Raw genomic sequence first — 23,740 nt, forward strand, 5'->3', positions numbered from 1 at the left:
TAATTCACATGCCGATAAAGCAATCTGTTCCTGAAGCACCATTTTCCGAAAAGCTCCTCGCATCCCTCGACCACATCGAATACCGCCGCATTCAGAGCGCCGAAGATTTCGAAGATATCGCCAGATTAAGATACAAAGCCTACAAGGCGCAGGATGTTCTCCCCGTCGGTGCGGTGGACATGCTCGATGAGATCGATTTCGACCGCAACGCCTATGTCTTCGGCATTCATCATTACGAAGAACTCATCGCGACGATCCGCGTCCATTACGTGACGCCTGACCATCGTGTGTGCCAGTCGACAGGCGTGTTTCCCGATGCGGTCCACGCTTTCCTCGATGCCGGGATGACGCTGATCGACCCGGCCCGGTTTGCGGTCGATCCGGCTGTCGTCGCCGAATTGCCGACGATCCCTTATATCACGCTGCGGCCCAGCATCATGGCTGCGATCCATTTCGATGCCGACCGGGTGTTGCAGCACATCCGCCCGCCGCATGCCTCGTTTTACAAGCGCATCTTCCTGGCGGATATCGTCGTGCCGCCAACGATGGCCGGCATCTACGGCTTCGAGCTCACGCTTCTTGCGTCACGCGTCAAGGAGGTAAGGCCGCAGTTGATGCGGCGGTTCCCGTTGTTCCGGTCGGAGGCCTATGAACGGCGGATGATGTTCGGCAACGAAGCGCAGTTCGACAGTCCGCCACTCACCGTTCTGCCGACCGCGAGGATCGCGGGAAGGCCGACCTCTCAGGAAATGGCGTTCGCCGAGTAGGTGTTAAAGGACCAGCCGCGGCGTGGCGCGATTGCGCTTTGAAGCGGTGTGTGTAATCTGGATCGAGAGGCGCTTTTCGGTGATCTGCCAAGGATTCGAAGAGCGAGGAGGAGGCTACCGCGCCACCCCGCCGTGATCGGCTCGTGGGCGCGGCGTTGAAGGAGATCGATGATGGACAATCACAAGAGCGGACCTATGGAGACCGGTGCTCCCATGGATTATCGCGAGCACGAGAAAACCTACGAGGGTTTTCTGGCCGCTGCAAAATGGGGCACGATGTCTACCGTCGTTCTGATGATCGCCATGGCGGCCGGCTTCTTCGGCGGCGCCGGACTTCTCGGCGGCCTCATCGTTTTCATCATCCTGAATATCGCTGGCGTCTTCCTGCTGCGCTAAGCCGGATCTGTTTCTGTCGGAGCGCGGGTGTGACGTTGCACCCGCGCGACCGTGCCGGCAGGTACTCCAGGCGCTGTTTCATTCCATCTTCACAACACTCGTTCGCAATCTGCGAACAATCCGTCTGCGCCCAATTCGCGGCAGGGCCCTAACGGATGCTGCTCCGGCATGCCATGTAGGGGGCAACACCTCTTCTCATGCGCATATTGCCGGAGCCCTATTATGAAGAAAATCGGTTTCCTATCATTCGGCCACTGGACGCCGTCGCCACAATCGCAGACGCGCTCTGCGGGCGACGTGCTGTTGCAGTCGATCGATCTTGCCGTCGCTGCCGAAGAACTCGGTGCCGACGGCGCCTATTTCCGCGTTCACCATTTCGCCCGCCAGCTGGCTTCGCCGTTTCCGCTTCTGGCCGCCGTCGGTGCGCGCACGTCGAAGATCGAGATCGGCACCGGCGTCATCGACATGCGCTATGAAAACCCGCTCTACATGGCGGAAGACGCGGGATCGGCGGATCTGATTTCGCAAGGTCGCCTGCAGCTTGGCATCAGCCGCGGTTCGCCGGAACAGGTGATCGAGGGCTGGCGCTATTTTGGCTACGAGCCGGGCGAGGGGATGACGGATGCCGATATGGGCCGCCGCCACGCCGAAGTCTTTCTCGACGTGCTGAAGGGCGAGGGTTTTGCCAAACCCAACCCGCGCCCGATGTTTCCTAACCCGCCGGGCATGCTGCGTCTGGAGCCGCATTCGGATGGGTTGCGAGACCGCATCTGGTGGGGCGCAAGCTCCGATGCAACGGCAGTCTGGGCGGCCGGGAAGGGCATGCACCTGCAGAGCTCGACCCTGAAGAACGACGAGACGGGCGAGCCTTTCCACATCCAGCAGGCAAAGCAGATCCGCGCCTATCGCGACGCCTGGAAGGCGGCCGGCCATCAGCGCGAACCGCGGGTATCGGTCAGCCGCTCAATCTTCGCGCTGACGGACGATCGCGACCGGGCCTATTTCGGTCGGGGTGGCAAGGAGCAGGACTCGGTCGGATATATCGACGACAGCACGCGGGCTATCTTTGGTCGTTCCTATGCGGCAGAACCGGAAGCCCTGATCGAGGAGCTGCGCCAGGATGAGGGCATTGCCGAGGCCGATACGCTGCTTCTGACCGTGCCGAACCAGCTTGGCGTCGACTACAACGCCCATGTCATCGAGTCGATCCTGAAGCATGTCGCGCCGGCGCTCGGCTGGCGCTGAGGGCTGTCAGCTAAAGCGCGACAGACGGTAGGGGGCGAGAAGCGGTTCTTGCGCCCCTTCCAGGATTTCGGTGGCGGCGAACAGGCCGATCGCCGGAGCGAGCGTGATGCCCGAATGGGTGACGGCAATGTAGAGGCCGGTGAGGGTTTGACCGGTCTGATCTTCGGCACGTCCGATGATCGGAAAGCCGTCCTTTGGCGTGGGGCGATAACCGACGGTGTAGAAGTCCATGACCAGGCTGTCGCCGCCTTTGACGAACCGCTTCAGTTTGCAGAACAGCTCTTCCGCCGCGCCATCCGGATCGGTACCCGGATCCATGCCGCCGAAATCGGTGCCGGCGACGAGCCGACCCTCCGCGGTTTGCCGCACATGCAGTTCCGGCGCAATGACGAGGCCGTTAAGAATCGGCGCGACCGGCGTCGAGTGGACGAGGAGGCCGGGTGGTGTTTCGACCGGAACGTCTATTCCGACAGAAGCGGCAAGGGTCGCGCTGCCGGCGCCGGCGGCGAGTACGATCTCACCGGCTGCGAATTCGCCGCTATCGGTGACCACAGTTGCGACATTGCCTTCGCCATTGCGCCTGAGGGCAGTGACCCGGACGCCTTCGATGAGGAGCATGCCGCGTCTTTGGGCGTCTGCGATGAGGATCTCGGCGCTCGCCTGCGGCTCGGCTACACCCTCCATCGCGGCGTAAAGCGCGGTGTTAGGCACGTCGTTCAAGGCCGGTTCGATGGCGGCAATCCTAACGGCATCGACCTCAGCAATATCGTAGCCCCAGCCGGAATGCTGGCTGGCGTAGGTCGTCAGGTCAGCCTGCGACATGTCCCAGCATAGGCCGCCCGCGAAAGATAGGGGCAGGGTGGGGACGTCCTTCGCAAGGCGCTTCCATTCGGCGATGGCGCGCATGCGCAGGTCGAAATAGGCGCGCGGATTGCCCCAGCTGGCGTTGATCCAGGCGAAGGAATTCGGCGTCGCTATGCCGCCCGGTTTCTCAGAAAGAAGATGAACTTTGGCGCCTGACACCGTGAGGTGCCAGGCAATCGAGGCGCCGACAATCCCGCCGCCGATGACGATGATATCATGGCGACCGGACTGCTGCATCGTCATGGCTCCGCTTAGCTATTGCCGCCGCGCGTACGTGCCGCGCCGTCCTGGGCCGGCTTGTAGTTCGGGTCCAGGCGGACGGCATGCGAGAACGAACGGTTGGCGCGGGCACGGTCGCCGCGATGCTCATACACCAGCGCCTGGTTTGCCCAGGATTCGGCAAGCTTGTCGTTCAGCTCGATGGCACGGTTGAAGTCGGCAAACGCATTCTCGTCGTCGTTCATGGCGAGATAGGAAATGCCGCGGCCGTTATAAGGCTCGGCCGAGCTGGAGGAGAGCGAGATCGCCTTGGAGAAGTCGTCGATCGCCTGCGCATGCTGATTGCGGGCCTGATAGATCAGGCCGCGGTTGTGATAAGCGCGACCATCGGTCGTATCGAGATCGATTGCCTTGTTGAAGTCACTGAAGGCTTCGTTGAGGCGGCCGGCCTGGCGATAGATATTGCCGCGGCCGATCAGGGCTACGTCGTAATTGGCATTGATCTGGAGCGCGCGGTTGTAATCGTTCGCGGCTTCGACAGGCTTGCCCATGTTGCGATAGACGAGCGCCCGGTTCGCATAGGCCTGATAGAACTGCGGATTGATCTGGAGCGCGCGATTGAAATCGTCCAGCGCCCGCTTGAATTCGCCGGCGCGACCATAGGCCGATCCGCGAATGTTGTAGCCTTCCGGATCAGACGGGTTGGAGCTGATGACGGAGGACAGGGACGAGATGTTCTGTTCCGACCCCTGGGCGCGATCGACGCTGATCATGTCCGTCGACGTGGTCGTCGAGCAGCCGGCCAGCGCGAGCACTGCCACGATACCGATCGGAGCGAGGGCCTTGCGAATTGGGGCGACGGTCAAGGAATGGCCGGAGTTTCGGGTTCCATCGGAAAAAACGGCAGTCTTGGCGGCCATCAGGCGCTTGTCCTCGTATCGGGCTGTCAGGATCGGCAGAACGTGTCGGAATGTCGACTGTTCCGAATCAAAAAAGCGGCGGCGCCCATGTCGCCACCGCTCATAATCACATGAAAACGTCGAAAAAACGACCGATCAACGAGCAGCCGGACGGGCGGTTGCCGGGCGCGGCGTTGCCGGAAGAAGACCTTCGCGCTGCATGCGCTTGCGGGCCAGCTTGCGGACGCGGCGAACGGCTTCAGCCTTTTCGCGGGCGCGCTTTTCCGAAGGCTTTTCGTAGTAATCACGCATCTTCATTTCACGGAAAATGCCTTCGCGCTGCATCTTCTTCTTGAGAGCGCGGAGAGCCTGATCAACGTTGTTGTCGCGGACAAGTACCTGCACGTGAAATCCCGTTCCTTTGGTTTGTTATCGCCAGGGAATCTGCAGGATTCGAGGCGAGAGAATGTCGGAGCCCGGCGGATAGCCGAAGCGATTGGTGAAGGCACTTAACAGAGGAGATGTCAAAAGTCTACCCGCGGCTGCGGGCTTCTCAAGAATTTTACAGCCGCTGCTCCGCGCGGGGTTATATCAGCCTAGCGATGTCCTATATCCGCCACCAAGCCATAGTCGATTTGCGCCCATGCGGGAACCTGTTCCCAACCGGCCCAAGCCTTGTCCTGCCGAGCCACGCGGGACCGAACGGAGAAATCTCATGCGTAGTGCCATTCATTCCAGTTTCGGCGATCCGTCTTCCGTCCTGTCGATCGAGGATCGCCCAATTCCGCAGCCCGGCCCCGGCCAGATCCGGATCCGCATGTCGATGGCGGCGATCCACAATCACGATCTTCTGACGGTTTCCGGCGATTACGGCTACAAGCCCGACCTGCCCGCCGTCGCCGGTACCGAAGGAACCGGTGTCGTTGATGCGCTGGGCGAGGGTGTCTCGCACCTGAAGGTCGGGCAGCGTGTGGCGGCCTCAGGGCAGGGCACCTGGGCGGAGTATTATATCGCGTCGGCCATGGCGGCCGTGCCGCTTCCCGAATCGATTTCCGATGAGGCCGGCGCGCAGCTGATCTCGATGCCGCTCAGCGCCCTGACACTGCTCGATTTTGCGGGTGTCGAAAAAGGTGACTGGATCATCCAGAACGCGGCCAATGGTGCGGTCGGCAAGACGCTCGCGATGTTTGCAAAGCCGCGTCAGATCAATGTCATCAACCTCGTCCGACGTGACGAGGCGGTGCGCGAACTGGCGGATCTCGGCATCCAGAATGTCGTCTCGACGTCGCAGACCGGATGGCGCGAGACGGTCAATGCGCTCTCGGGCGGAGCCGCGATCAAGGCGGGGGTCGATGGCGTCGGCGGCCCGGCCTCCGGAGACCTGCTGTCGGTGCTTGGCGAAAACGGACTGCTGATCTCGTTCGGATTGATGTCGGGAACGCCGATGCAGCTTTCTGCCAGCGACATGATTTTCAAGCAGGCTGTGGTCAAGGGTTTCTGGCTCGCCAAGATCGCGCCCAAGCTTCCTGCGGAAAAGATGAAGAGCCATATCAGCGCGATTGTCGAGGCGGTCGCCAACGGCACCGTGACCCTCACCGTCTCCGAGGTCTTTGGTCTCGATGACATCGCCAAGGCGGCCAAGGCAGCCGGCGAGCACGGCCGCACCGGCAAGGTGCTGCTCCGGGCCTGATTTTGCCTCTCGATGACAAACCGGGGAAACTTTCCCCGGTTTCTGTCTGTCCAATTTTCCTAGGAAGCCTGTGGCCGCGTTAACGGCCGGTCGCTCTAACGTCACGACCCCATCTTCCCTCCGCCGTCGTCACATGACCGTCGGCCGGGCCTTTCGTCCGAGGTTCCCGGGCCTGTTTTCCGCGTGTGTCGAAACAATCCTCTGAGGCGTCGCAAAACGGCCATTGCGGCGCATATTGATTTGCGATGGGTATGGTTCTACCCAAGAGCCTTACCGGCGGATCAAGGAGAAGCGGCCTCATGCGCAAATATTCGGTTTTCGCCATAGCCCGCGAGGCACTGCGCGCCCACAAGGGATGGGAGGCGCAGTGGACCTCTCCCGAGCCGCGCAGCTCTTACGACGTGATCATCGTCGGTGCCGGCGGTCATGGTCTCGGTGCCGCCTATTATCTCGCCAAGGAACACGGCATCACCAATATCGCGGTGATCGAGAAGGGCTGGCTCGGCGGCGGCAATACCGGCCGCAACACGACCATCATCCGCTCGAACTATCTCTACGAAGAGAGCATGGACATCTACGAGCATTCCCTCAAGCTGTGGGAAGGCCTGAGCCAGGAGCTCAACTACAACGTCATGTATTCGCCGCGCGGCGTGATGATGCTGTCGCACAACATTCATGACCAGCAGTCGTTCAAGCGCCATATCAATGCCAACAGGCTCTACGGCATCGACAACGAATGGCTGACGCCGGAACAGGCCAAGGCCTTCGTTCCGGTTCTCGATATTTCGAAGACGGCACGCTACGCCATCAATGGTGCTGCCCTGCAGCGCCGCGGCGGCACAGCCCGCCACGATGCCGTCGCCTGGGGCTATGCACGCGCGGCGGCCGATCGCGGCGTCCATATCATTCAGAATTGCGAAGTCACCGGCATCCGCCGCGGACCGGGTGGCGAAGTTCAGGGCGTCGAGACTTCCAAGGGCTTTATCGGTGCCAACAAGGTCGGCGTATCGGCTGCCGGCCATTCGTCGGTCGTCATGGAAATGGCAGGTGTTCGCGTGCCCCTGCATTCCAACCCGCTGCAGGCGCTGGTGTCGGAACCGCTGAAACCCATCTTCCCTTGCGTCGTCATGTCGAACACGGTCCATGCCTATATCTCGCAGTCCGACAAGGGCGAGCTGGTGATCGGCGCCGGTACCGACCAGTATAATTCATACTCGCAGACCGGCGGCCTGCAGATCATCACCCATACGCTTGATGCGATCTGCGAACTGTTTCCGATCTTCCGCAGGGTCAAGATGATGCGGCAGTGGGGCGGCATTACCGACAACACGCCGGACAGGTCGCCGATCCAGGGTGTCACGCCGGTTCCTGGACTGTTCGTCAATTGCGGCTGGGGAACCGGCGGCTTTAAGGCGACGCCCGGCTCGGCCAACCTGTTTGCGCATCTGATCGCTAAGGGCGAACCGCATAAACTGGCGTCGGGTCTCAATCTCGACCGGTTCCGCACGGGCCGCCTGATCGACGAGGCAGCTGCTGCTGCCGTCGCGCACTGATAGTGAGGGGATAGACTAGATGCTTTTGATCCACTGCCCCTATTGCGAAGAAGATCGCTCGGAACTGGAATTTCGCTGGGCCGGCGAGGCGCATATCGCCCGGCCGGAGAATATCGCGGCAATTTCCGACGAGGAGTTCGCGGAGTTCTTCTTCCTGCGCAACAACGAGAAGGGTCTCACCTATGAACGGTGGCGGCATATTCACGGCTGCGGCCGCTTCTTCAACGCGGCCCGCGATACGGTGAGCGACAGGTTCCTGATGACCTACAAGGCAGGTTTGCCGAAACAGCCGATCCCGGTTGCAAGCCATGCTGCAGCGATTGCCGAGGAAAAATCCGTCGAAACCTGGGAAGCTACGGAAGGAGACGCGAGATGAGTTCTTCCTCCAACTCGGGCGAATTCCGCATCAAGGGCGCCGGCCGCCATACGCCGGCCCGCACGGCGCGCTTCACCTTCGACGGCAAAAGTTACACGGCGCTGGAAGGCGATACGGTCGCGTCAGCGCTTCTGGCGCACGGCGTGCATCTGCTCGGCCGCTCGTTCAAATACCACCGTCCCCGCGGCATCCTGACCTCTGGTCCGGAAGAGCCGAACGCGCTGCTCGACGTTTCGCGCGATGCCGCCCGGCGTCAGCCGAACGTGCGCGCCACGGTGCAGGAAGTGTTCGACGGCGCCAAGATCGCCTCGCAGAACCGCTGGCCGTCGCTCAAATACGATATCGGCGCCTTCAACGACATGCTGTCGCCGTTCTTTGCCGCGGGTTTCTACTACAAGACCTTCATGTGGCCGCGGGAAGCCTGGCACAAACTCTATGAGCCGATCATCCGTCGCGCTGCGGGTCTGGGCGAAGCACCGAAGGAAGCGGATCCCGATCATTACGCCAGCCGCTACGTGCATTGCGACATCCTGATCGCTGGCGCCGGTGTTGCCGGCCTGACGGCGGCACTTTCGGCGGCTGCGACGGGCAAGAACGTCATTCTCGTTGATGAGCAGCCGGAAGTTGGCGGTGCGCTGCATTTCGACAGTTCCACGGTGATCGACGGTCAGAACGGTTTCGACTGGGCGCAGGCCACGGCTGCAAAGCTGAAGGCGATGCCCAACGTTACCGTGCTTACCCGCACCACTGTGTTTGGCTATTACAACCACGGTTTCCTCGGTCTTGTGGAACGGGTGACCGACCATGTGGCGCTGCCGGGCAGGGACCTGCCGCGCGAGCGCCTCTGGCAGGTGCGTGCGAAAAAGGTCGTGCTGGCGACCGGCTCGATCGAACGGCATATGGTGTTTGCCAACAATGACCGACCGGGCATCATGCTGGCGTCTGCCGCGCGCAGTTTCCTCAACCATCACGGCGTTGCCGTCGGCCGCAATGTCGGCGTCTATACCGCGCATGACAGCGCCTATGAGGCGGCCTTCGACCTGAAGCGGGCGGGTGTGTCGATCGCGGCGATCATCGACAGCCGCAGCCATCCGGGCGATGCGGTGCTGGCCGAGGCACGTGCGCTCGGGATCGACGTGCTGACAGGCCATGCCGTGACCGACACGTCCGGCCGGCTGCGGATCAACTCCATCACCGTCACCCGCAATGGCGGCGCCAATGCGCGCAAGATCAAGGTTGACGCGCTGCTCATCTCGGCAGGCTGGACTCCGTCAGTGCATCTGTTCTCGCAGTCTCGCGGAAAACTGCGGTTCGACGAGGCAAACCAGCGGTTCCTGCCGGATATCTACGCCCAGAACTGCATCTCGGTCGGGGCCTGCAACGGAACCGACGATCTGGCCGATCTGATCGACGAGGCGATTGCCGCAGGCGGCGGTGCAGCTGTGGTCTCGGGCGAAAACCGGTTCGAATGGACCGGCGGCATGATCGGGGCGGCCGAAGGGGCGGGACCGGAGGATGCGGTCAAGGCGTTCGTCGATTTCCAGCATGACGTGACCGCCAAGGACATCCGTCTTGCGGTGCGCGAGGGCATGCATTCGATCGAGCATATCAAGCGCTTTACCACCAATGGCATGGCGTCCGACCAGGGCAAGCTTTCCAACATGCATGGCCTCGCCATCGCGTCGGAAATGCTCGACCGGCCAATCCCGCAGGTGGGTCTCACCACGTTCCGTGCGCCCTATACGCCGGTCACCTACGGCACGCTGATCGCCCATTCGCGCGGCGAGTTGTTCGATCCGGCCCGGAAGACGCCGATGCATGCTCTGGAGGCGTCCGAAGGCGCCGAGTTCGAGGATGTGGGCAACTGGAAGCGGGCCTGGTATTTCCCAAAGCGCGGCGAAGACATGCACGCAGCCGTCAACCGCGAGTGCAGAACCGTGCGTGAGGTCGGCGGCGTGTTTGATGCCTCGACGCTCGGCAAGATCGAGGTGGTCGGCCCGGATGCGGCGAAATTCCTCAACCTGCTCTACACCAATGCCTGGGATACGCTGAAACCCGGCAAGAGCCGTTATGGGATCATGACGCGGGAAGACGGGTTCATCTATGACGACGGTGTCGTCGGGCGCCTGGCGGAAGACCGTTTCCATGTGACGACCACGACCGGCGGTGCGCCGCGGGTGCTGCAGCATATGGAAGATTATCTGCAGACGGAATTCCCGCATCTCAACGTCTGGCTGACATCGACTACCGAACAATGGGCCGTGATTGCGGTTCAGGGTCCGAAGGCACGCGAGATCATTGCGCCGTTCATCGACGGGCTCGATATTTCCAACGAAGCCTTTTCGCATATGAGCGTTGCGGAGTGCACGATCATGGGCGTTCCCGGCCGGCTGTTCCGCATGTCGTTTACCGGCGAGCTCGGGTTCGAGGTCAACGTTCCCGCCGATTTCGGCGCGGCGGTGTGGAAGGCGATCTGGGAACGGGCGCAATCGATGGGGGCCTGCCTCTACGGCACGGAAACCATGCACGTTCTTCGCGCCGAGAAGGGCTATATCATCGTCGGCCAGGATACGGACGGCACGGTCACGCCTGACGATTCCGGCTATGGCTGGGCCGTCTCGAAGAAGAAGACCGATTTCGTCGGCATCAGAGGGCTGAAGCGTCCGGATCTCGTGCGCGAGGGACGCAAGCAGATGGTCGGCCTGTTCACCAAGGATCCGAAGGATGTGCTGGAAGAGGGAGCGCAGATCGTTGCCGATCCGAACCAGCCGAAGCCGATGACCATGCTCGGCCATGTGACCTCGTCCTACTGGTCGGAAACTCTCGGCCGATCGATCGCGATCGCGCTGGTTGCCGATGGTCGGGCGAAGATGGGCAGCACGCTCTACGTGCCGATGGCCGACAGGACGATTTCGGTTGAGGTGACCGACATGGTGTTCTTCGACAAGGAAGGAGGCCGCATCAATGGCTGATTTTGCAATGGCTCAGCGCGTAGTCCCGATGACCGGTTTTCACGGCGGATCTTCCGTCGTCCGGCTCGAACCGGCAGCTCCGGCCGGCCGCATTTCGCTGCGGGCGAAGGCGGAGGATGTATCCGCACTTTCAGGCTCGCTCGGCGTCGATCTGCCGGTCAGGCCGAAGACGTCCGCATCCGCCAATGGCCGCACCGCGCTATGGCTCGGACCGGACGAGTGGCTGGTGATCGACGAAAGCGAAAGCGGCCTGATGACCGCTGCCGCCAATTCCGGTGTGCTGCATTCCGCGACCGACGTGTCTCACCGCAACACCGCGATCCTGATTTCGGGTCCGGGTGCGGAGGCCGCGATCAACACGGGTTGCCCGCAGGATCTGTCGCTTTCAGTCTTTCCGGTCGGTGCCTGCTCGCGCACGCTGTTTGGCAAGGTGGAAGTGGTGCTTCTGCGCACGGGCGAGGAGGCGTTCCGAATGGAAGTCTGGCGGTCGTTTTCCGACTACGCCTTCGGCCTTCTCTCGGAGGGCGCGAAAGACGCTGCGCTCTAGCTCTTCGACCATCGCCTGACTTGAATTGGGTTCGACAATACCGCACCCTCCCATTGCAGAATGGGAGGGTTTTTTATGGTGGACGCTGGTTGGCCGGATATTCAGTGGGTCTTGCTCGGGATCGCTGCCGCCATCGCCGGGGGCGCGGTAGCGGCGAAGTTGTCCGGCGTCGAACTGTGGAAGGGCATTCTGGTCGGCGGAGTAGCGGTCATTGCGGCGCTACTGGCTTCGCTCGTGCCGGGGATCGACCGCAGTCTGTCGATGCCGATCGCCGGGTTGATCGCGGCCGGGGTTTCCGGTTCTGCGCTGGGGCTGACGGCATCCCGGACGGCGCCCCTTCTCATCGGTGCCGCCTTGCCGCCGCTCATCGGGTTGCTGATGCTGGAATTGGGATGACGCGAGAGGAGATGAACGGGAGGTAACTCAGGCGTCTTCCGGCCGATCCTTCGGGTCGAACTGGACGATGGTGATCCATGTGGCGGTCAGTGCTGGCTTTTTCTCGTTCTCGATCTCGATCGAAACCTCGTATGTGGTCATCAGCATGCCGGCGCCGCGGAAGCGGCTGTCGGCCAGCGTGAAGTGGCCGCGGACCCGCGCGCCGCTCTTGACGGGCGACATGAAGCGGACCTTGTCGAACCCGTAGTTGATCCCCATCGTCTGTTCGCGGATTTTCGGCATGGTTTCGTAGTTCATGGCTGACAGCAGCGACAGCGACAGAAAGCCGTGGGCGATGGTGCCGCCAAATGGGCTTTCGGCCTTGGCGCGCTCTGGATCCACGTGGATAAACTGGTGATCGAGCGTCGCATCGGCGAACTGGTCGATCATTGTCTGGTTGACGGTAATCCAGTCGGAAACACCCAGTTCCTGACCGACCAGTCCTGCAACATCGGCGAGGGAAATTTCACGCATGCGCTGCTCTTTCCGTTGGTTGTGATGCGGACTCTTACAGGCTTTGAAGGACTTGGCGACAGGTTTTTGCAGTGCATCAATTTTCGATGCAAAAGCGGACCGACCGGGGGGCAAGTGCCGTATCCCACGGCTGGTTATCAGGATAACAACGCCAGTTCAGGCCGGGAAGGGCGAAGGTTTGCGGCGTGTGGCCGCGGTTGATGATGATGGCGAGCCGCGTGGCTTTTCCGGTCGTTGCATCGTCGGTTTTCAGCATGAAACCGAGGACCGGATTGGCGGGGTTTTCCCAGTCGGACACCTGCATCGGCTGGCCGCTTGGCGAGATCCATTCGATATCGCCATCGCCCGTGAGCAGGCTGGTTTCGGAGAATACGGAGAACCGCTTGCGGAGAGCTGAAAGCATTGCCGTGTGCTCGACCAGCGCCTCGTCGAGCGTTGCCCAGTCCATCCAGGTGATCTCGTTATCCTGCGCATAGGCGTTGTTGTTGCCGCGCTGGGAGCGGCCGGCCTCGTCGCCCATCGTCAGCATGATCGTGCCTCGGCTGGCAAACAGCGTCGAGAGCAGGGCTTCGGCGTCCCTTCGACGGTCGGCGAGGATATCGCGGTCGCGGGTCACGCCTTCGGTGCCGTTGTTCCAGGACATGTTGTCGCCGTGACCGTCGCGGTTGTCTTCGCCGTTCGCCTCATTGTGTTTGTGCTCGTTGGACACGAGATCCATCAGCGTGAAGCCGTCATGGGCGGCGAGGAAATTGACCGTGCGCGTGTGTCCGGAGAAAAGGTCAGACGAGCCGGCAAGCCGGGTGGCGAGCGCGCCTGTCGTCCACTCGTCGCCGCGCCAGTAACGGCGGATGTCGTCGCGGGCGCGGTCGTTCCACTCGAGGAATTTTTCCGGAAAATTGCCGAGCTGATAGCCGCCGGGGCCGATATCCCAGGGTTCGGCGATCATGACGCGGTCTTTCAGGACCTCGTCTTCGAGCATCGCGGTCAGCGTTTCGCTATCGGCGTCGAAACCGTTCGAGGTGCGACCGAGGATCGGCGCCAGATCGAAGCGGAAGCCGTCGACGCCTGCATGAATGACGAAATGGCGCAACGTATCGACGATCAGGCGCCGGACTTCGGGATGGTCGCAGGCGAGCGTGTTGCCGGTACCGGTGTCGTTGATGAGAAGGCCGGGCTCACCCTGCGCGTGACGATAATAGGAGAGGTTGTCGATCCCGCGCATCGACAGGGTTGCGCCGTAGCGATCGCTTTCGCCCGAATGGTTGAACACGAGATCGAGGATGACGCCGATGCCGGCCTCGTGCAGGGCGGTGACGGTGTCGCGCAGTTCCTCAACCCCGCCCGGGCAAAGGCGCGGGTCGAGCGCCATGAAGGCGATGGGATTGTAGCCCCAGCCATTGGTGAGACCGAGCGACGGGAGGTGCCGTTCGTCGATCCAGGCGGTGATTGGCATCAGCTCGATCGCGTCGACGCTGATCCTTTTGAGATGGGCGATGATCGCTGGATGCGCGAGCGCTGCGACCGTGCCGCGGATATCTTCCGGCACGTCGGGGTGGAGAATGGTGAAGGGTTTTACGGCGACTTCGTAGATCAGTCCGCCGGGGGTAAACCGCGGCGCCTCGATCTTGGCTGCGACGTGCTCCGTGACGATCGCCTTGGGCACCAGGCCGGCCGTGTCGAAGTTGAACTGCGAGAGGTTCGGATCGTAGACGAAGGGGCGGTCGAGTTCTTTGGCGTAGGGGTCGACAAGCAGTTTCGACGGGTCGAACCAGAGGCCTTTATCCGGATCGTAGATGCCATGCGCACGAAAACCATAGCGCTGGCCGGGTCTGATCGAGGGAAGGTCGATGCGGTAAAGGTTGTCGTCGCCGCGCGCCATCGGGTGGCGGGCGGTTTCCGTCTCGCCATCGGCATCGAACAGGCAGAGTTCGATCTTTTCCGCATGCTGCGACCAGACCGAGAATTCCGCCATCTTATCCAGGAGAACAGCGCCGCGTCTTTGAGCGTGTGCGTGAGACATATCGGGTTCCTTATCGCTCATCCATTTCGCCAGCGACCCTGCGTTCGCGGCTGACAATCAGCCTGCCTTCTCTCCGCTTGGTGGGAAGAAGAGACGTGTCCTATGGAAGTAGGGTCCCGTGTCGCTGCGGCAAATCCTTCTCCCCGATTGCGGGGAGAAGGTTGCTGTCGCCGGATGAGGGGCAATGTCACCCGGCAGCCTCGATCAGGTGATCACCGTCGGGGCATCCCGGCCGGACCGCTTCTTGAGATCCGAAATCTCGTCTGCCACTGCGATCAGGTCGGCGAGCGCCGTCTGGGTCTCGATGTCGTGGCGGCTGGCATCGGGTTCGTAGCGCTCGACATAGACGCGGATCGTCGCACCCGACGTGCCGGTGCCCGACAGGCGGAACACAACGCGAGAGCCGCCTTCGAACAGGATGCGGATACCCTGGTTCTTCGAAACGGAGCCGTCGATCGGGTCGAGATAGGCGAAATCGTCAGCAAATTCGACCTTGAGTGCGCCAAATGTCTGGCCGGGTAGATTGGGAAGCTTTTCGCGCAGGGCTGCGACGAGAGCGTTCGCCGCATCCGAATCCACTTCCTCGTAGTCGTGGCGGGAATAGTAGTTGCGGCCGTATTCGGCCCAGTGCGACTTGACGATCTCGGCGACGCTCTCGTTTCGGGCTGCCATGATGTTGAGCCAGAACAGAACCGCCCAGAGGCCGTCCTTTTCGCGCACGTGGTCGGAACCGGTGCCGAAGCTTTCCTCGCCGCAGACGGTGGCCTTGCCGGCATCGAGCAGATTGCCGAAGAACTTCCAGCCGGTCGGCGTTTCGTACATGCCGATCTTCAGCTTTTCGGCCACGCGGTCGGCTGCCGCACTTGTCGGCATCGAACGGGCAATGCCTGCAATACCCTTGGCGTAGCCCGGTGCGAGCGTCGCGTTTGCTGCGATGATCGCCAGGCTGTCCGACGGTGTCACGAACATGCCCTTGCCGACGACCATGTTGCGGTCGCCGTCGCCATCGGAGGCGGCACCGAAATGCGGGCCGCTCTTGCTCATCACGTCGTCATAGAGTTCCTTGGCATGGACAAGGTTCGGGTCCGGATGATGACCGCCGAAGTCGGGAAGCGGGATCGCGTTGCGTACCGAGCCCTCGGGCGCGCCAAGCCGGTTCTCGAAGATTTCCACGGCATAGGGGCCTGTGACGGCGCCCATCGAATCGATCGCAATGCGGACGCCGCTCGCAAGCAGAGCGCGGATTGCCACGAAATCGAACAGCTGCTCCATCAGTTCGGCATAGTCAGCGACCGGATCGATGACCTGGACTTCCATTCCGGAGATCTTGAACGTTCCGACTTCGTCGAGGTCGATATCGGCGGAGTCGACGATCTTGTAGGTGTCGATCACCTTGGTGCGGGCAAAGATCGCGTCGGTGATCTTTTCAGGCGCCGGGCCGCCGTTGCCGGTGTTGTACTTGATGCCGAAATCTTCGTTCGGGCCGCCGGGATTGTGGCTGGCCGACAGGATCAGGCCGCCGAAGGCGTGGTATTTGCGAATGATGTTGGAGGCGGCCGGCGTCGACAGGATACCGCCCTGGCCGACCATGACCTTGCCGAAGCCGGAGGCCGCGGCCATCTTGATCGCCTTCTGGATGACTTCGCGGTTGTAATAGCGGCCGTCGCCGCCGATCACCAGCGTCTTGCCGGCAAATCCCTCGAGACTGTCGAAGATCGCCTGGATGAAGTTTTCGGCGTAGTTTTCCTGGGCGAAGACGGGCACCTTCTTGCGCAGGCCGGAGGTTCCAGGCTTCTGATCCTGATAGGGCGTGGTCGATACGGTTTTGATCATCTCAAATGCCTTTTCTTGCAAGTAGGTCGGAATAGAGCGCGGCATAGAGGCCAGCACTCCTGTCCCAGGAAACGTCGGATTTCATGCCCTGCTTCTGCATTTCCGTCCAGACATCAGGGTCTTTGTAGAGACGGATGGCGCGGCGCAGGGCGCGGCCAAGATTGTCGGCTGTTGCCGGGCCGAAGGAGACACCGGTTGCGGCCTTCGCAGCGAGTGCGGCGGGGCTAGCGTCGATGACCGTGTCGTTGAGGCCACCGGTGCGGGCAACGACCGGGATGCAGCCGTAACGCAGACCGTAAAGCTGGGTGAGGCCACACGGCTCGAACCGGGAGGGGATGATGATGGCATCGGAGCCGCCCTGAAGCAGGTGCGACAGCGGCTCGTCATAGGTAGTCAGAACCGAAACGCTGCCCGGATGGCGGCCTGCAGCGGCGTGAAATGCGGTTTCGAGCGCCTGATCGCCGGAGCCGAGCACCGCCAGCCTGCCGCCGGCTTCGACAAGGTTGTCGATCTCCTGCGCCAGCAGATCCATGCCCTTCTGCGAGGTGAGGCGGGAGATGACGCAAAACAGCGGACCGTCGCTTTCGACGAGGCCGAACCGCTCCTCGATCGCCCGCTTGTTGCCGGCGCGGCTTGCAAGGCTTTCGGCACCGTAGCGGGTGTGCAGGTTGATGTCGGTTTCCGGGTCCCAGATTTCAGCGTCGATGCCGTTGACGATACCCGTCAGATCCACGGAGCGGCGAGAGAGCAGGCCCTCGAGCCCCATGCCGTATTCGCCGCTCAGAATTTCCTCGGCATAGGAGGGAGAAACGGTAGAGATTGCCCAGCTCGTCTCCAGCCCGGCTTTCAAATAGCTGATGCCGCCGAAATATTCGATCCCGTCCATGGCAAATGCATGGTCCGGCAGGCCGAGAAAGGGAAAGATATCGGCGCCGAACATGCCCTGGAAGGCGATGTTGTGAATGGTGATGAGCGTCGGGATTTCGGGCGTTTCCGAGTAGCGCATATAGGCCGGAAGCATACCCGCCTGCCAGTCGTGCACATGCGCAATGTCGGGCTTCCAGCCCGCGATGCCGTCCTGCGCGATGATCGCACCCGCCTTGGACAGTGCCGCGAAGCGTCTCCAGTTGTCGGGATGGTCCTTGCCTGTCTGATCGAGATAGGGGCCGCCCGGCCTGTCGAAGAACATGGGGCAGTCGAGCACCAGGAGGTCTAGCCCCTGGTGCGTGACTTCGAGGATATCGGCACTGGCACCGAGAAGGTCGTCGAAACTCATGACGAGTTTTGCATCCTTCAGCACCCGCATGACAGCCGGATAGCCCGGCATCAGGGTCTTCACCGAGATGCCCTGGCTCTTAAGTGCCAGCGGCAGAGCGCCGGCCACATCGGCGAGGCCGCCGGTTTTCACCAGCGGAAAGACTTCGGACGCGACCGACAGAACATTCATCGGAGGATCCCGTTCACAGCTCGAGCTTGTCGATCATCGCCTGGGTGATCAGGCAGATACCGCTCTCGGTGCGGCGGAAGCGCTTGGCATCGAGTTCCGGATCCTCGCCGACGATCAGGCCTTCCGGAATGGTGACGCCGTGGTCGATGATGACATCGCGAAGCTGGGCGCGCCGTCCGATCCGCACGTTCGGCAGCACAACCGCGCCTTCGAGCTTGGAATAGGAATTGGCACGCACGCCGGTGAAGAGAAGGCTTCGGTTGAGCGACGAACCGGAAATTATGCAGTCGCCGGAAATGACCGAGGACGTTGCGGACCCGCGGCGGTTTTCGTCGTCATGCACGAACTTTGCCGGTGGGGTGATTTCCCCGAAGGTCCAGATCGGCCAGGACTTGTCGTAGAGATCAAGGCCGGGCACGATTTCTGTCAGGTCGATATTGGCCTGCCAGTATGCGTCCACAGTTCCAGCATCGCGCCAGTAGGGCTCGCGCTCGAAATCGGACCGGACGCAGCTATCGGCAAAGCGGTGCGCAACGGCCTTACCGTGCTCGACGATATAGGGAATGATATCCTTGCCGAAGTCCCGGCTGGAGCCTTCGGCTTCCGCGTCGCGTTTCAGCGCTTCGATCAGGAATTTGGTGTGGAAGACGTAGATGCCCATCGAGGCCAGCGCGAAATCCGGATTGCCGGGAATGCCCGGTGGGTCGGCCGGCTTTTCGACGAAATCGATGATCTCGTCCTTCTCGTTGACATGCATGACGCCGAAGCCCGTGGCTTCCATGCGCGGAACTTCGAGGCAACCGACAGTGACGTCGGCGCCGGAGTTCACGTGCTGCTGCAGCATGTACTCGTAGTCCATCTTGTAGACGTGGTCGCCGGCAAGGATGACCATGTATTCCGGCGCGTAGCCTTCGATGATGTCGATGTTCTGGAACACCGCGTCGGCCGTGCCTTCATACCATTGCGTTTCCGAAACGCGCTGGGAGGCGGGCAGGATGTCGAAGCTTTCATTGCGCTCTGAACGCAGGAAGTTCCAGCCGCGCTGCATGTGGCGGATCAGCGAGTGCGCCTTGTACTGGGTCGCAACGCCGATGCGGCGGATGCCGGAATTCAGCGCGTTCGACAGCGCGAAATCGATGATGCGCGCCTTGCCGCCGAAGTAGACCGCTGGCTTGGCGCGGCGATCCGTCAGTTCCTTCAGGCGACTGCCGCGGCCGCCGGCCAGGACATAGGCCATCGCGTCGCGTGAGAGTGGCTGTATGCGTTTGTCGTTCATGGTTCTCCCTCCCGGTCGTTATTGCAATTCCAGCATGATCGTCGCCAGAGGCGGCAACGTGATGTCGGCGGTGATCGTTCCTCCCGCATTCACCGCCTGCACGCGTCCGCCATTCCCCTTGCCGGTGCCGCCATAGATCTCGGCATCGGTGTTGAGGATTTCCCGCCATCTGCCCTCGCTTGGCAAGGGAATACGGTAATTTTCCCGGTAGACCGGGGTGAAATTCGTGATCACCGCCACCGGCTTTTCCCCCGGCGCCATACGCAGCCAGGCAAACACGGAGTTTTCGGCATCATCGGCAATCAGCCAGCGGAACCCTTCGCTCTCGCAATCGCGGGCATGCAGGGCGGGCTTGGAGCGGTAGCAGAAGTTCAGATCGCGGACGAGACGGCGCATGCCTTCGTGCGGGCTGTATTGCAGCAGGTTCCAGTCCAGCGACCGCTCCTCGCTCCATTCGCTCCACTGGGCAAATTCCTGGCCCATGAACAGCAGCTTCTTGCCCGGATAACCCCACATGAACCCGTAATAGGCGCGCAGATTGGCGAATTTCTGCCAGTCGTCGCCGGCCATCTTGGCGATCAGCGACCCCTTGCCGTGCACGACTTCATCATGGCTGAGCGGCAGGACGAAATTTTCGGAATAGGCGTAGACCATGCCGAAGGTGATGGCGCTGTGGTGATGCTTGCGGTGAACAGGCTCGCGCGCGAGATAGCTCAGCGTGTCATGCATGAAACCCATGTTCCACTTGAACCCGAAGCCGAGACCGCCTTCGTGGACCGGCGCCGAGACCTTCGGCCAGGATGTGGATTCCTCGGCAATGGTCATCACACCGGGATGATTGCCGTAGGAAAGCGAGTTCATCTTCTGCAGGAAGCGGACAGATTCCAGGTTCTCGCGGCCGCCATACTCGTTCGGCACCCATTCGCCCTCGCGGCGGGAATAGTCGAGATAGAGCATCGAGGCGACCGCATCGACACGCAGGCCATCGAGGTGAAATTTCTCCGACCAGTAGAGCGCGTTGTTGACGAGATAGGACAGGACTTCGAGACGTCCGAAATTGTAGATCGCCGTGTTCCAGTCGGGGTGGAACCCCTGGCGCGGATCTTCATGCTCGTAGAGTGCGGTGCCGTCGAAATGGCGAAGCCCGTGGGCGTCGACCGGGAAGTGGGCTGGCACCCAGTCGAGGATGACGCCGATGCCGACCTTGTGGCAGCCGTTGACGAAGCGGGCAAAGCCTTCCGGCTCGCCGAAACGGGCCGACGGAGCATAGAGGCCGGTGGTCTGGTAGCCCCAGGACGGATCATAGGGATGTTCGGTAATCGGAAGGAATTCGATATGGGTAAAGCCCATGTCGGTGCAGTAGGGGATTAGTTCGGCGGCAAGCTCGTCCCAGGAGAGGAACGAACCATCCTGCTTGCGGCGCCATGAACCGGCGTGCACTTCGTAGATCGAGATCGCCTGCCGGCGATGATCAGCCTTTTCCCAGAATTCGCGGTGGGCTTCGTCATCCCACTTCTGCACCAGTTCCGGCGTGGTGACGGACGCCGTCTTCGGGCGCATTTCGGCGCGCCGGGCGTAAGGGTCGGCCTTGAGGGGCAGAACTTCGCCGTCGCTGCCGACGATCTCGAACTTGTAGGGGGTGCCAGCCAGGATATCGGGCGCGAAGATTTCCCAGATGCCGGTGTCTTGACGCAGCCGCATGATGTGGCGGCGGCCATCCCAGGTGTTGAAATCACCGACGACGGAAACGCGCTTGGCATTCGGTGCCCAGACGGCGAAATGATATCCCTCGACGCCCTCGTGCTTAAGGGGATGGGCGCCCATCTTGTCGAACAGGCGCAGATGCGATCCCTCGCGGACGAAATAATCGTCCATCGGTCCCAGAACCGGGCCGAACGAGTAGGGGTCCGTCACCGCCCACTCGTCATCACCGCGGCGGGCGCGGTAACGGACGGGCTGGCGTTGCGAGGCGGAGACGATGCCTTCGAAATAACCGGCTTCGTGGCGGCAGGTGAGTTCCCCCAGTTCCGTGCCGTTCAGCGCCGTGGCCGTGACGGCCTCGGCGCCGGGGATGAAACAGCGGACCCTGTAGACGTCCCCGACCTTGTGCAGGCCGAGAACGGCAAAGAGGTTTGTATGCCTGCCTTCCAAAATCGCCTCGATCTCGGATAACGGGATTTCTCCAGGAGCTCTCCCGTCATCGAGCGTACGCGGCGCTTTTGTCATCAGGCTCTCCAGATTTCCGACGCGTATTGGCGAATGGTTCTATCGGAGGAGAACCAACCCATGCGGGCGGTGTTGAGAATGGTCTTTGAATACCATGATTTAGGGTCCGACCAGATTTGGTCAACGCTGCGCTGCGCCGCTGCATAGGCATCGAAGTCGGCGGCAACCATGAACCAGTCGTGATTGTAGATCCCGTCCATCAGGACCGTGAAACGCGACCGGTCATCCGGCGAGAACACGCCTGTCGCGATGGCATTCAGGGCCTGTGCAAGTTCCGGAGACTGGTCGATAACGGCGCGGGGATCGTGGCCCTCGTCGCGGACCTTCTGCACCTCGTCCGCTTTCAGGCCGAAGATGACGATGTTGTCTTCCCCGACATGGTCGCGCATTTCGACATTGGCGCCGTCGAGCGTGCCGATCGTCAGTGCCCCGTTCAGGGCAAACTTCATGTTGCCGGTTCCCGACGCTTCCATGCCGGCCGTCGAGATCTGCTCGGAAAGATCGGCCGCGGGGACCATGATCTCGGCGAGAGACACGTTGTAGTTGGGTATGAAGACGATCTTCAGGAGACCGCGCACCGATGGGTCGTTGTTGATGACGCGAGCGACGTCGTTGGCCAGCTTGATGATCAGCTTGGCGTTGTGATAGCTCGGCGCCGCCTTGCCGGCGAACAGTTTTACGCGCGGCACCCAGTCGAGTTCCGGATGCGAGCGGATTTGGTCGTAAAGCGCTACCGCCTCGATGATGTTGAGGAGCTGGCGCTTGTATTCGTGGATGCGCTTGATCTGGATGTCGAACATGGCCGACGGATCGAGCCTGATGCCCATGCGGCTGCCGACCAGATTGGCGAGTGCGATCTTGTTGGTGCGCTTGATCGCTGCAAACTTGTCCTGGAACGAGCTGTCGCTTGAGAATTTCTCAAGATCTGTCAGCGCCTCGGTGTCATCAAGGAATTTGTCGCCGATGGCGTCCTGGATCAACGATGTGAGGCCCGGATTGCACTGCATCAGCCAGCGGCGAGGGGTGATGCCGTTGGTCTTGTTGTTGATGCGTGTGGGATAGAGCGTGTGCAGGTCCTGAAACACAGTGACCTTCATCAGGTCCGTATGCAGGGCCGAGACGCCGTTGATCGAATGCGAGCCGACGAAGGCAAGGTTGCCCATGCGCACGCGGCGCTCGCCGCCCTCGTCGATCAGCGAGATCGAACGGATCTGGGTTTCGGAGAAATTCTTCAGCTTGCGCGCTTCGAGCAAGATCTTGGTGTTGATCGCATAGACGAGCTGCATGTGGCGCGGCAGCAGGCGCTCGAACAACGGTACCGGCCAGCTTTCTAGCGCCTCGGGCAGAAGCGTGTGGTTGGTGTAGGAGAAGGTCTTGCGGACGATTTCCCAGCTCTCGTCGAAATCCACGCCGTGAATGTCGACCAGAAGGCGCATCAGCTCGCCGATCGAAATCGCCGGGTGAGTGTCGTTGAGCTGGATCGCGACCTTGTCGGGAAGATTGGTGAAATCCGGATACTGCTGCAGGTGGCGGCGCAGGATGTCCTGGAGCGAGGCCGAGGAGAAGAAGAATTCCTGGCGCAGGCGCAGTTCCTGGCCGGCCGGATTGGCATCGGCCGGGTAGAGGACGCGGGTGAGGCTTTCGGCCTTGTTGCTTTCGCGCAGCGCACCGATGTGGTCGCCGGCGTTGAAGGCATCGAGCAAGATCGGATCGATCGGCTGGGCCGACCAGAGGCGCAGCGTGTTGACGCGCTTGCCACGCCAGCCAACGATCGGCGTGTCGTAGGCCATGGCGATGACGCGTTCGGCCGGCTTCCAGACATAGCGCGGCGCATCGTCGTAACCGCCGACGGTATCGACCGTGCCGCCGAAGCCGATTTCGTAGGAGCTTTCGCGGCGCTCGAATTCCCAGGGGTTGCCGTGGGCGAGCCAGGTTTCCGGCAGTTCCACCTGCCAGCCATCGGCCATCTGCTGACGGAACAGGCCGTGGACATAGCGGATACCGTAGCCATAGGCCGGGATCTCGACGGTCGCCATGCTTTCCATGAAACAGGCGGCGAGACGGCCGAGGCCGCCGTTGCCGAGGGCGGCATCGGGTTCGAGGCCGGCAATGACAGCCACATCGACGCCGAGCGATGTCAGCGCGTCGCGAATTTCCGACATCAGGCCGAGATTGCTGACGGCATCGCGCATCAGGCGGCCGATCAGGAATTCCAGCGATAGATAGTAAACGCGCTTCTCGCCGGTCTTGTAGACCTTGCGGGTCGAATCCATCCACCGGTCGATAATGCGGTCGCGCACCACGAGGATCGTTGCGGTCAGCCAGTCATGCGGCTTGGCGACCTGCGCATCCTTGCCGATCCGGTAGGTCAGGCGCTCGATGATCTCCTCTGCCATGATTTCAGGCCGGGAGCTGCGTGGTGCCGGAAAGGGGAGTTCGACGTTAGAAGAGGTCTTGTCCATGTCGCGCTAACTTTCTGGTTAAGCGTGAGAATTGCGTCC

At 61.6% G+C, this 23,740-nt stretch carries 19 protein-coding genes; 9 read left to right on the forward strand and 10 right to left on the reverse strand.

What is annotated here, in order from left to right:
* The first annotated feature begins 8 nt into the window (after positions 1-8).
* The 3 genes from AC0JZ8_RS09095 (at position 9) to AC0JZ8_RS09105 (ending at position 2,408) form a co-directional block, all read left to right on the forward strand.
* Complete coding sequence (locus AC0JZ8_RS09095; RefSeq protein ID WP_180215465.1) at positions 9-767, forward strand: N-acyl amino acid synthase FeeM domain-containing protein; 759 nt, start codon at positions 9-11, stop codon at positions 765-767.
* A gap of 171 nt (positions 768-938) precedes the next feature.
* Positions 939-1,163: an aa3-type cytochrome c oxidase subunit IV gene (locus tag AC0JZ8_RS09100; protein ID WP_471892341.1), complete on the forward strand. Its 225-nt coding sequence runs from the start codon at positions 939-941 to the stop codon at positions 1,161-1,163.
* A 222-nt stretch (positions 1,164-1,385) separates the two neighbouring features.
* The gene (locus AC0JZ8_RS09105; RefSeq protein ID WP_430251077.1) at positions 1,386-2,408 is read left to right on the forward strand and encodes an LLM class flavin-dependent oxidoreductase; all 1,023 of its coding nucleotides are present in this window, start codon (positions 1,386-1,388) and stop codon (positions 2,406-2,408) included.
* 6 nt (positions 2,409-2,414) lie between these two features.
* Here AC0JZ8_RS09105 and AC0JZ8_RS09110 read toward each other — a convergent pair whose 3' ends face one another.
* The 3 genes from AC0JZ8_RS09110 to rpsU all read right to left on the reverse strand — a co-directional run bounded on the left by AC0JZ8_RS09110 (position 2,415) and on the right by rpsU (position 4,795).
* Positions 2,415-3,509, reverse strand: a complete 1,095-nt coding sequence (locus AC0JZ8_RS09110) for an NAD(P)/FAD-dependent oxidoreductase (RefSeq protein ID WP_430257617.1) — start codon at positions 3,507-3,509, stop codon at positions 2,415-2,417.
* Between the two features lie 14 nt (positions 3,510-3,523).
* Positions 3,524-4,411 (reverse strand): tetratricopeptide repeat protein, encoded by an 888-nt coding sequence (locus tag AC0JZ8_RS09115; RefSeq protein ID WP_082476443.1) that lies wholly within the window; start codon positions 4,409-4,411, stop codon positions 3,524-3,526.
* Between the two features lie 135 nt (positions 4,412-4,546).
* Positions 4,547-4,795, reverse strand: a complete 249-nt coding sequence (rpsU, locus tag AC0JZ8_RS09120; RefSeq protein WP_062461068.1) for a 30S ribosomal protein S21 — start codon at positions 4,793-4,795, stop codon at positions 4,547-4,549.
* Between the two features lie 310 nt (positions 4,796-5,105).
* Here rpsU and AC0JZ8_RS09125 point away from each other — a divergent pair, with 310 nt between their 5' ends.
* The 6 genes from AC0JZ8_RS09125 to AC0JZ8_RS09150 all read left to right on the forward strand — a co-directional run bounded on the left by AC0JZ8_RS09125 (position 5,106) and on the right by AC0JZ8_RS09150 (position 11,924).
* Positions 5,106-6,080: a zinc-binding dehydrogenase gene (locus AC0JZ8_RS09125; RefSeq protein WP_471892342.1), complete on the forward strand. Its 975-nt coding sequence runs from the start codon at positions 5,106-5,108 to the stop codon at positions 6,078-6,080.
* A 299-nt stretch (positions 6,081-6,379) separates the two neighbouring features.
* Positions 6,380-7,633, forward strand: a complete 1,254-nt coding sequence (locus tag AC0JZ8_RS09130; protein ID WP_092659764.1) for a sarcosine oxidase subunit beta family protein — start codon at positions 6,380-6,382, stop codon at positions 7,631-7,633.
* A gap of 19 nt (positions 7,634-7,652) precedes the next feature.
* Entirely contained in the window at positions 7,653-8,009 is a 357-nt protein-coding gene (locus AC0JZ8_RS09135) for a sarcosine oxidase subunit delta (RefSeq protein WP_471892343.1), read from the forward strand.
* Positions 8,006-10,981: a sarcosine oxidase subunit alpha gene (locus AC0JZ8_RS09140; RefSeq protein ID WP_471892344.1), complete on the forward strand. Its 2,976-nt coding sequence runs from the start codon at positions 8,006-8,008 to the stop codon at positions 10,979-10,981. Before AC0JZ8_RS09135 ends, AC0JZ8_RS09140 begins: the two co-directional genes overlap by 4 nt.
* Complete coding sequence (locus AC0JZ8_RS09145) at positions 10,974-11,528, forward strand: sarcosine oxidase subunit gamma (protein ID WP_113109734.1); 555 nt, start codon at positions 10,974-10,976, stop codon at positions 11,526-11,528. Before AC0JZ8_RS09140 ends, AC0JZ8_RS09145 begins: the two co-directional genes overlap by 8 nt.
* A gap of 75 nt (positions 11,529-11,603) precedes the next feature.
* Complete coding sequence (locus AC0JZ8_RS09150; protein WP_062461049.1) at positions 11,604-11,924, forward strand: hypothetical protein; 321 nt, start codon at positions 11,604-11,606, stop codon at positions 11,922-11,924.
* Positions 11,925-11,951: 27 nt separating this feature from the next.
* Here AC0JZ8_RS09150 and AC0JZ8_RS09155 read toward each other — a convergent pair whose 3' ends face one another.
* The 7 genes from AC0JZ8_RS09155 to AC0JZ8_RS09185 form a co-directional block, all read right to left on the reverse strand.
* On the reverse strand, positions 11,952-12,437 hold the full coding sequence (locus tag AC0JZ8_RS09155) for a MaoC family dehydratase (protein WP_062461045.1): 486 nt from the start codon (positions 12,435-12,437) through the stop codon (positions 11,952-11,954).
* Between the two features lie 76 nt (positions 12,438-12,513).
* On the reverse strand, positions 12,514-14,457 hold the full coding sequence (glgX, locus tag AC0JZ8_RS09160) for a glycogen debranching protein GlgX (RefSeq protein WP_471892345.1): 1,944 nt from the start codon (positions 14,455-14,457) through the stop codon (positions 12,514-12,516).
* Between the two features lie 204 nt (positions 14,458-14,661).
* The gene (locus tag AC0JZ8_RS09165) at positions 14,662-16,290 is read right to left on the reverse strand and encodes an alpha-D-glucose phosphate-specific phosphoglucomutase (protein WP_471892346.1); all 1,629 of its coding nucleotides are present in this window, start codon (positions 16,288-16,290) and stop codon (positions 14,662-14,664) included.
* A 1-nt stretch (position 16,291) separates the two neighbouring features.
* Positions 16,292-17,737: a glycogen synthase GlgA gene (gene glgA / locus AC0JZ8_RS09170; protein WP_471892347.1), complete on the reverse strand. Its 1,446-nt coding sequence runs from the start codon at positions 17,735-17,737 to the stop codon at positions 16,292-16,294.
* 13 nt (positions 17,738-17,750) lie between these two features.
* A complete protein-coding gene (glgC, locus tag AC0JZ8_RS09175; RefSeq protein ID WP_062461037.1) occupies positions 17,751-19,013 on the reverse strand; it encodes a glucose-1-phosphate adenylyltransferase in 1,263 nt (420 codons plus the stop codon).
* A gap of 18 nt (positions 19,014-19,031) precedes the next feature.
* The gene (gene glgB, locus AC0JZ8_RS09180; protein ID WP_209901908.1) at positions 19,032-21,239 is read right to left on the reverse strand and encodes a 1,4-alpha-glucan branching protein GlgB; all 2,208 of its coding nucleotides are present in this window, start codon (positions 21,237-21,239) and stop codon (positions 19,032-19,034) included.
* Entirely contained in the window at positions 21,239-23,701 is a 2,463-nt protein-coding gene (locus AC0JZ8_RS09185; protein ID WP_062461031.1) for a glycogen/starch/alpha-glucan phosphorylase, read from the reverse strand. The genes glgB and AC0JZ8_RS09185 overlap by 1 nt, the downstream gene beginning before the upstream one ends.
* Positions 23,702-23,740: the final 39 nt, after the last annotated feature.

The sequence above is a fragment of the Velazquezella soli genome, from assembly GCF_977018685.1.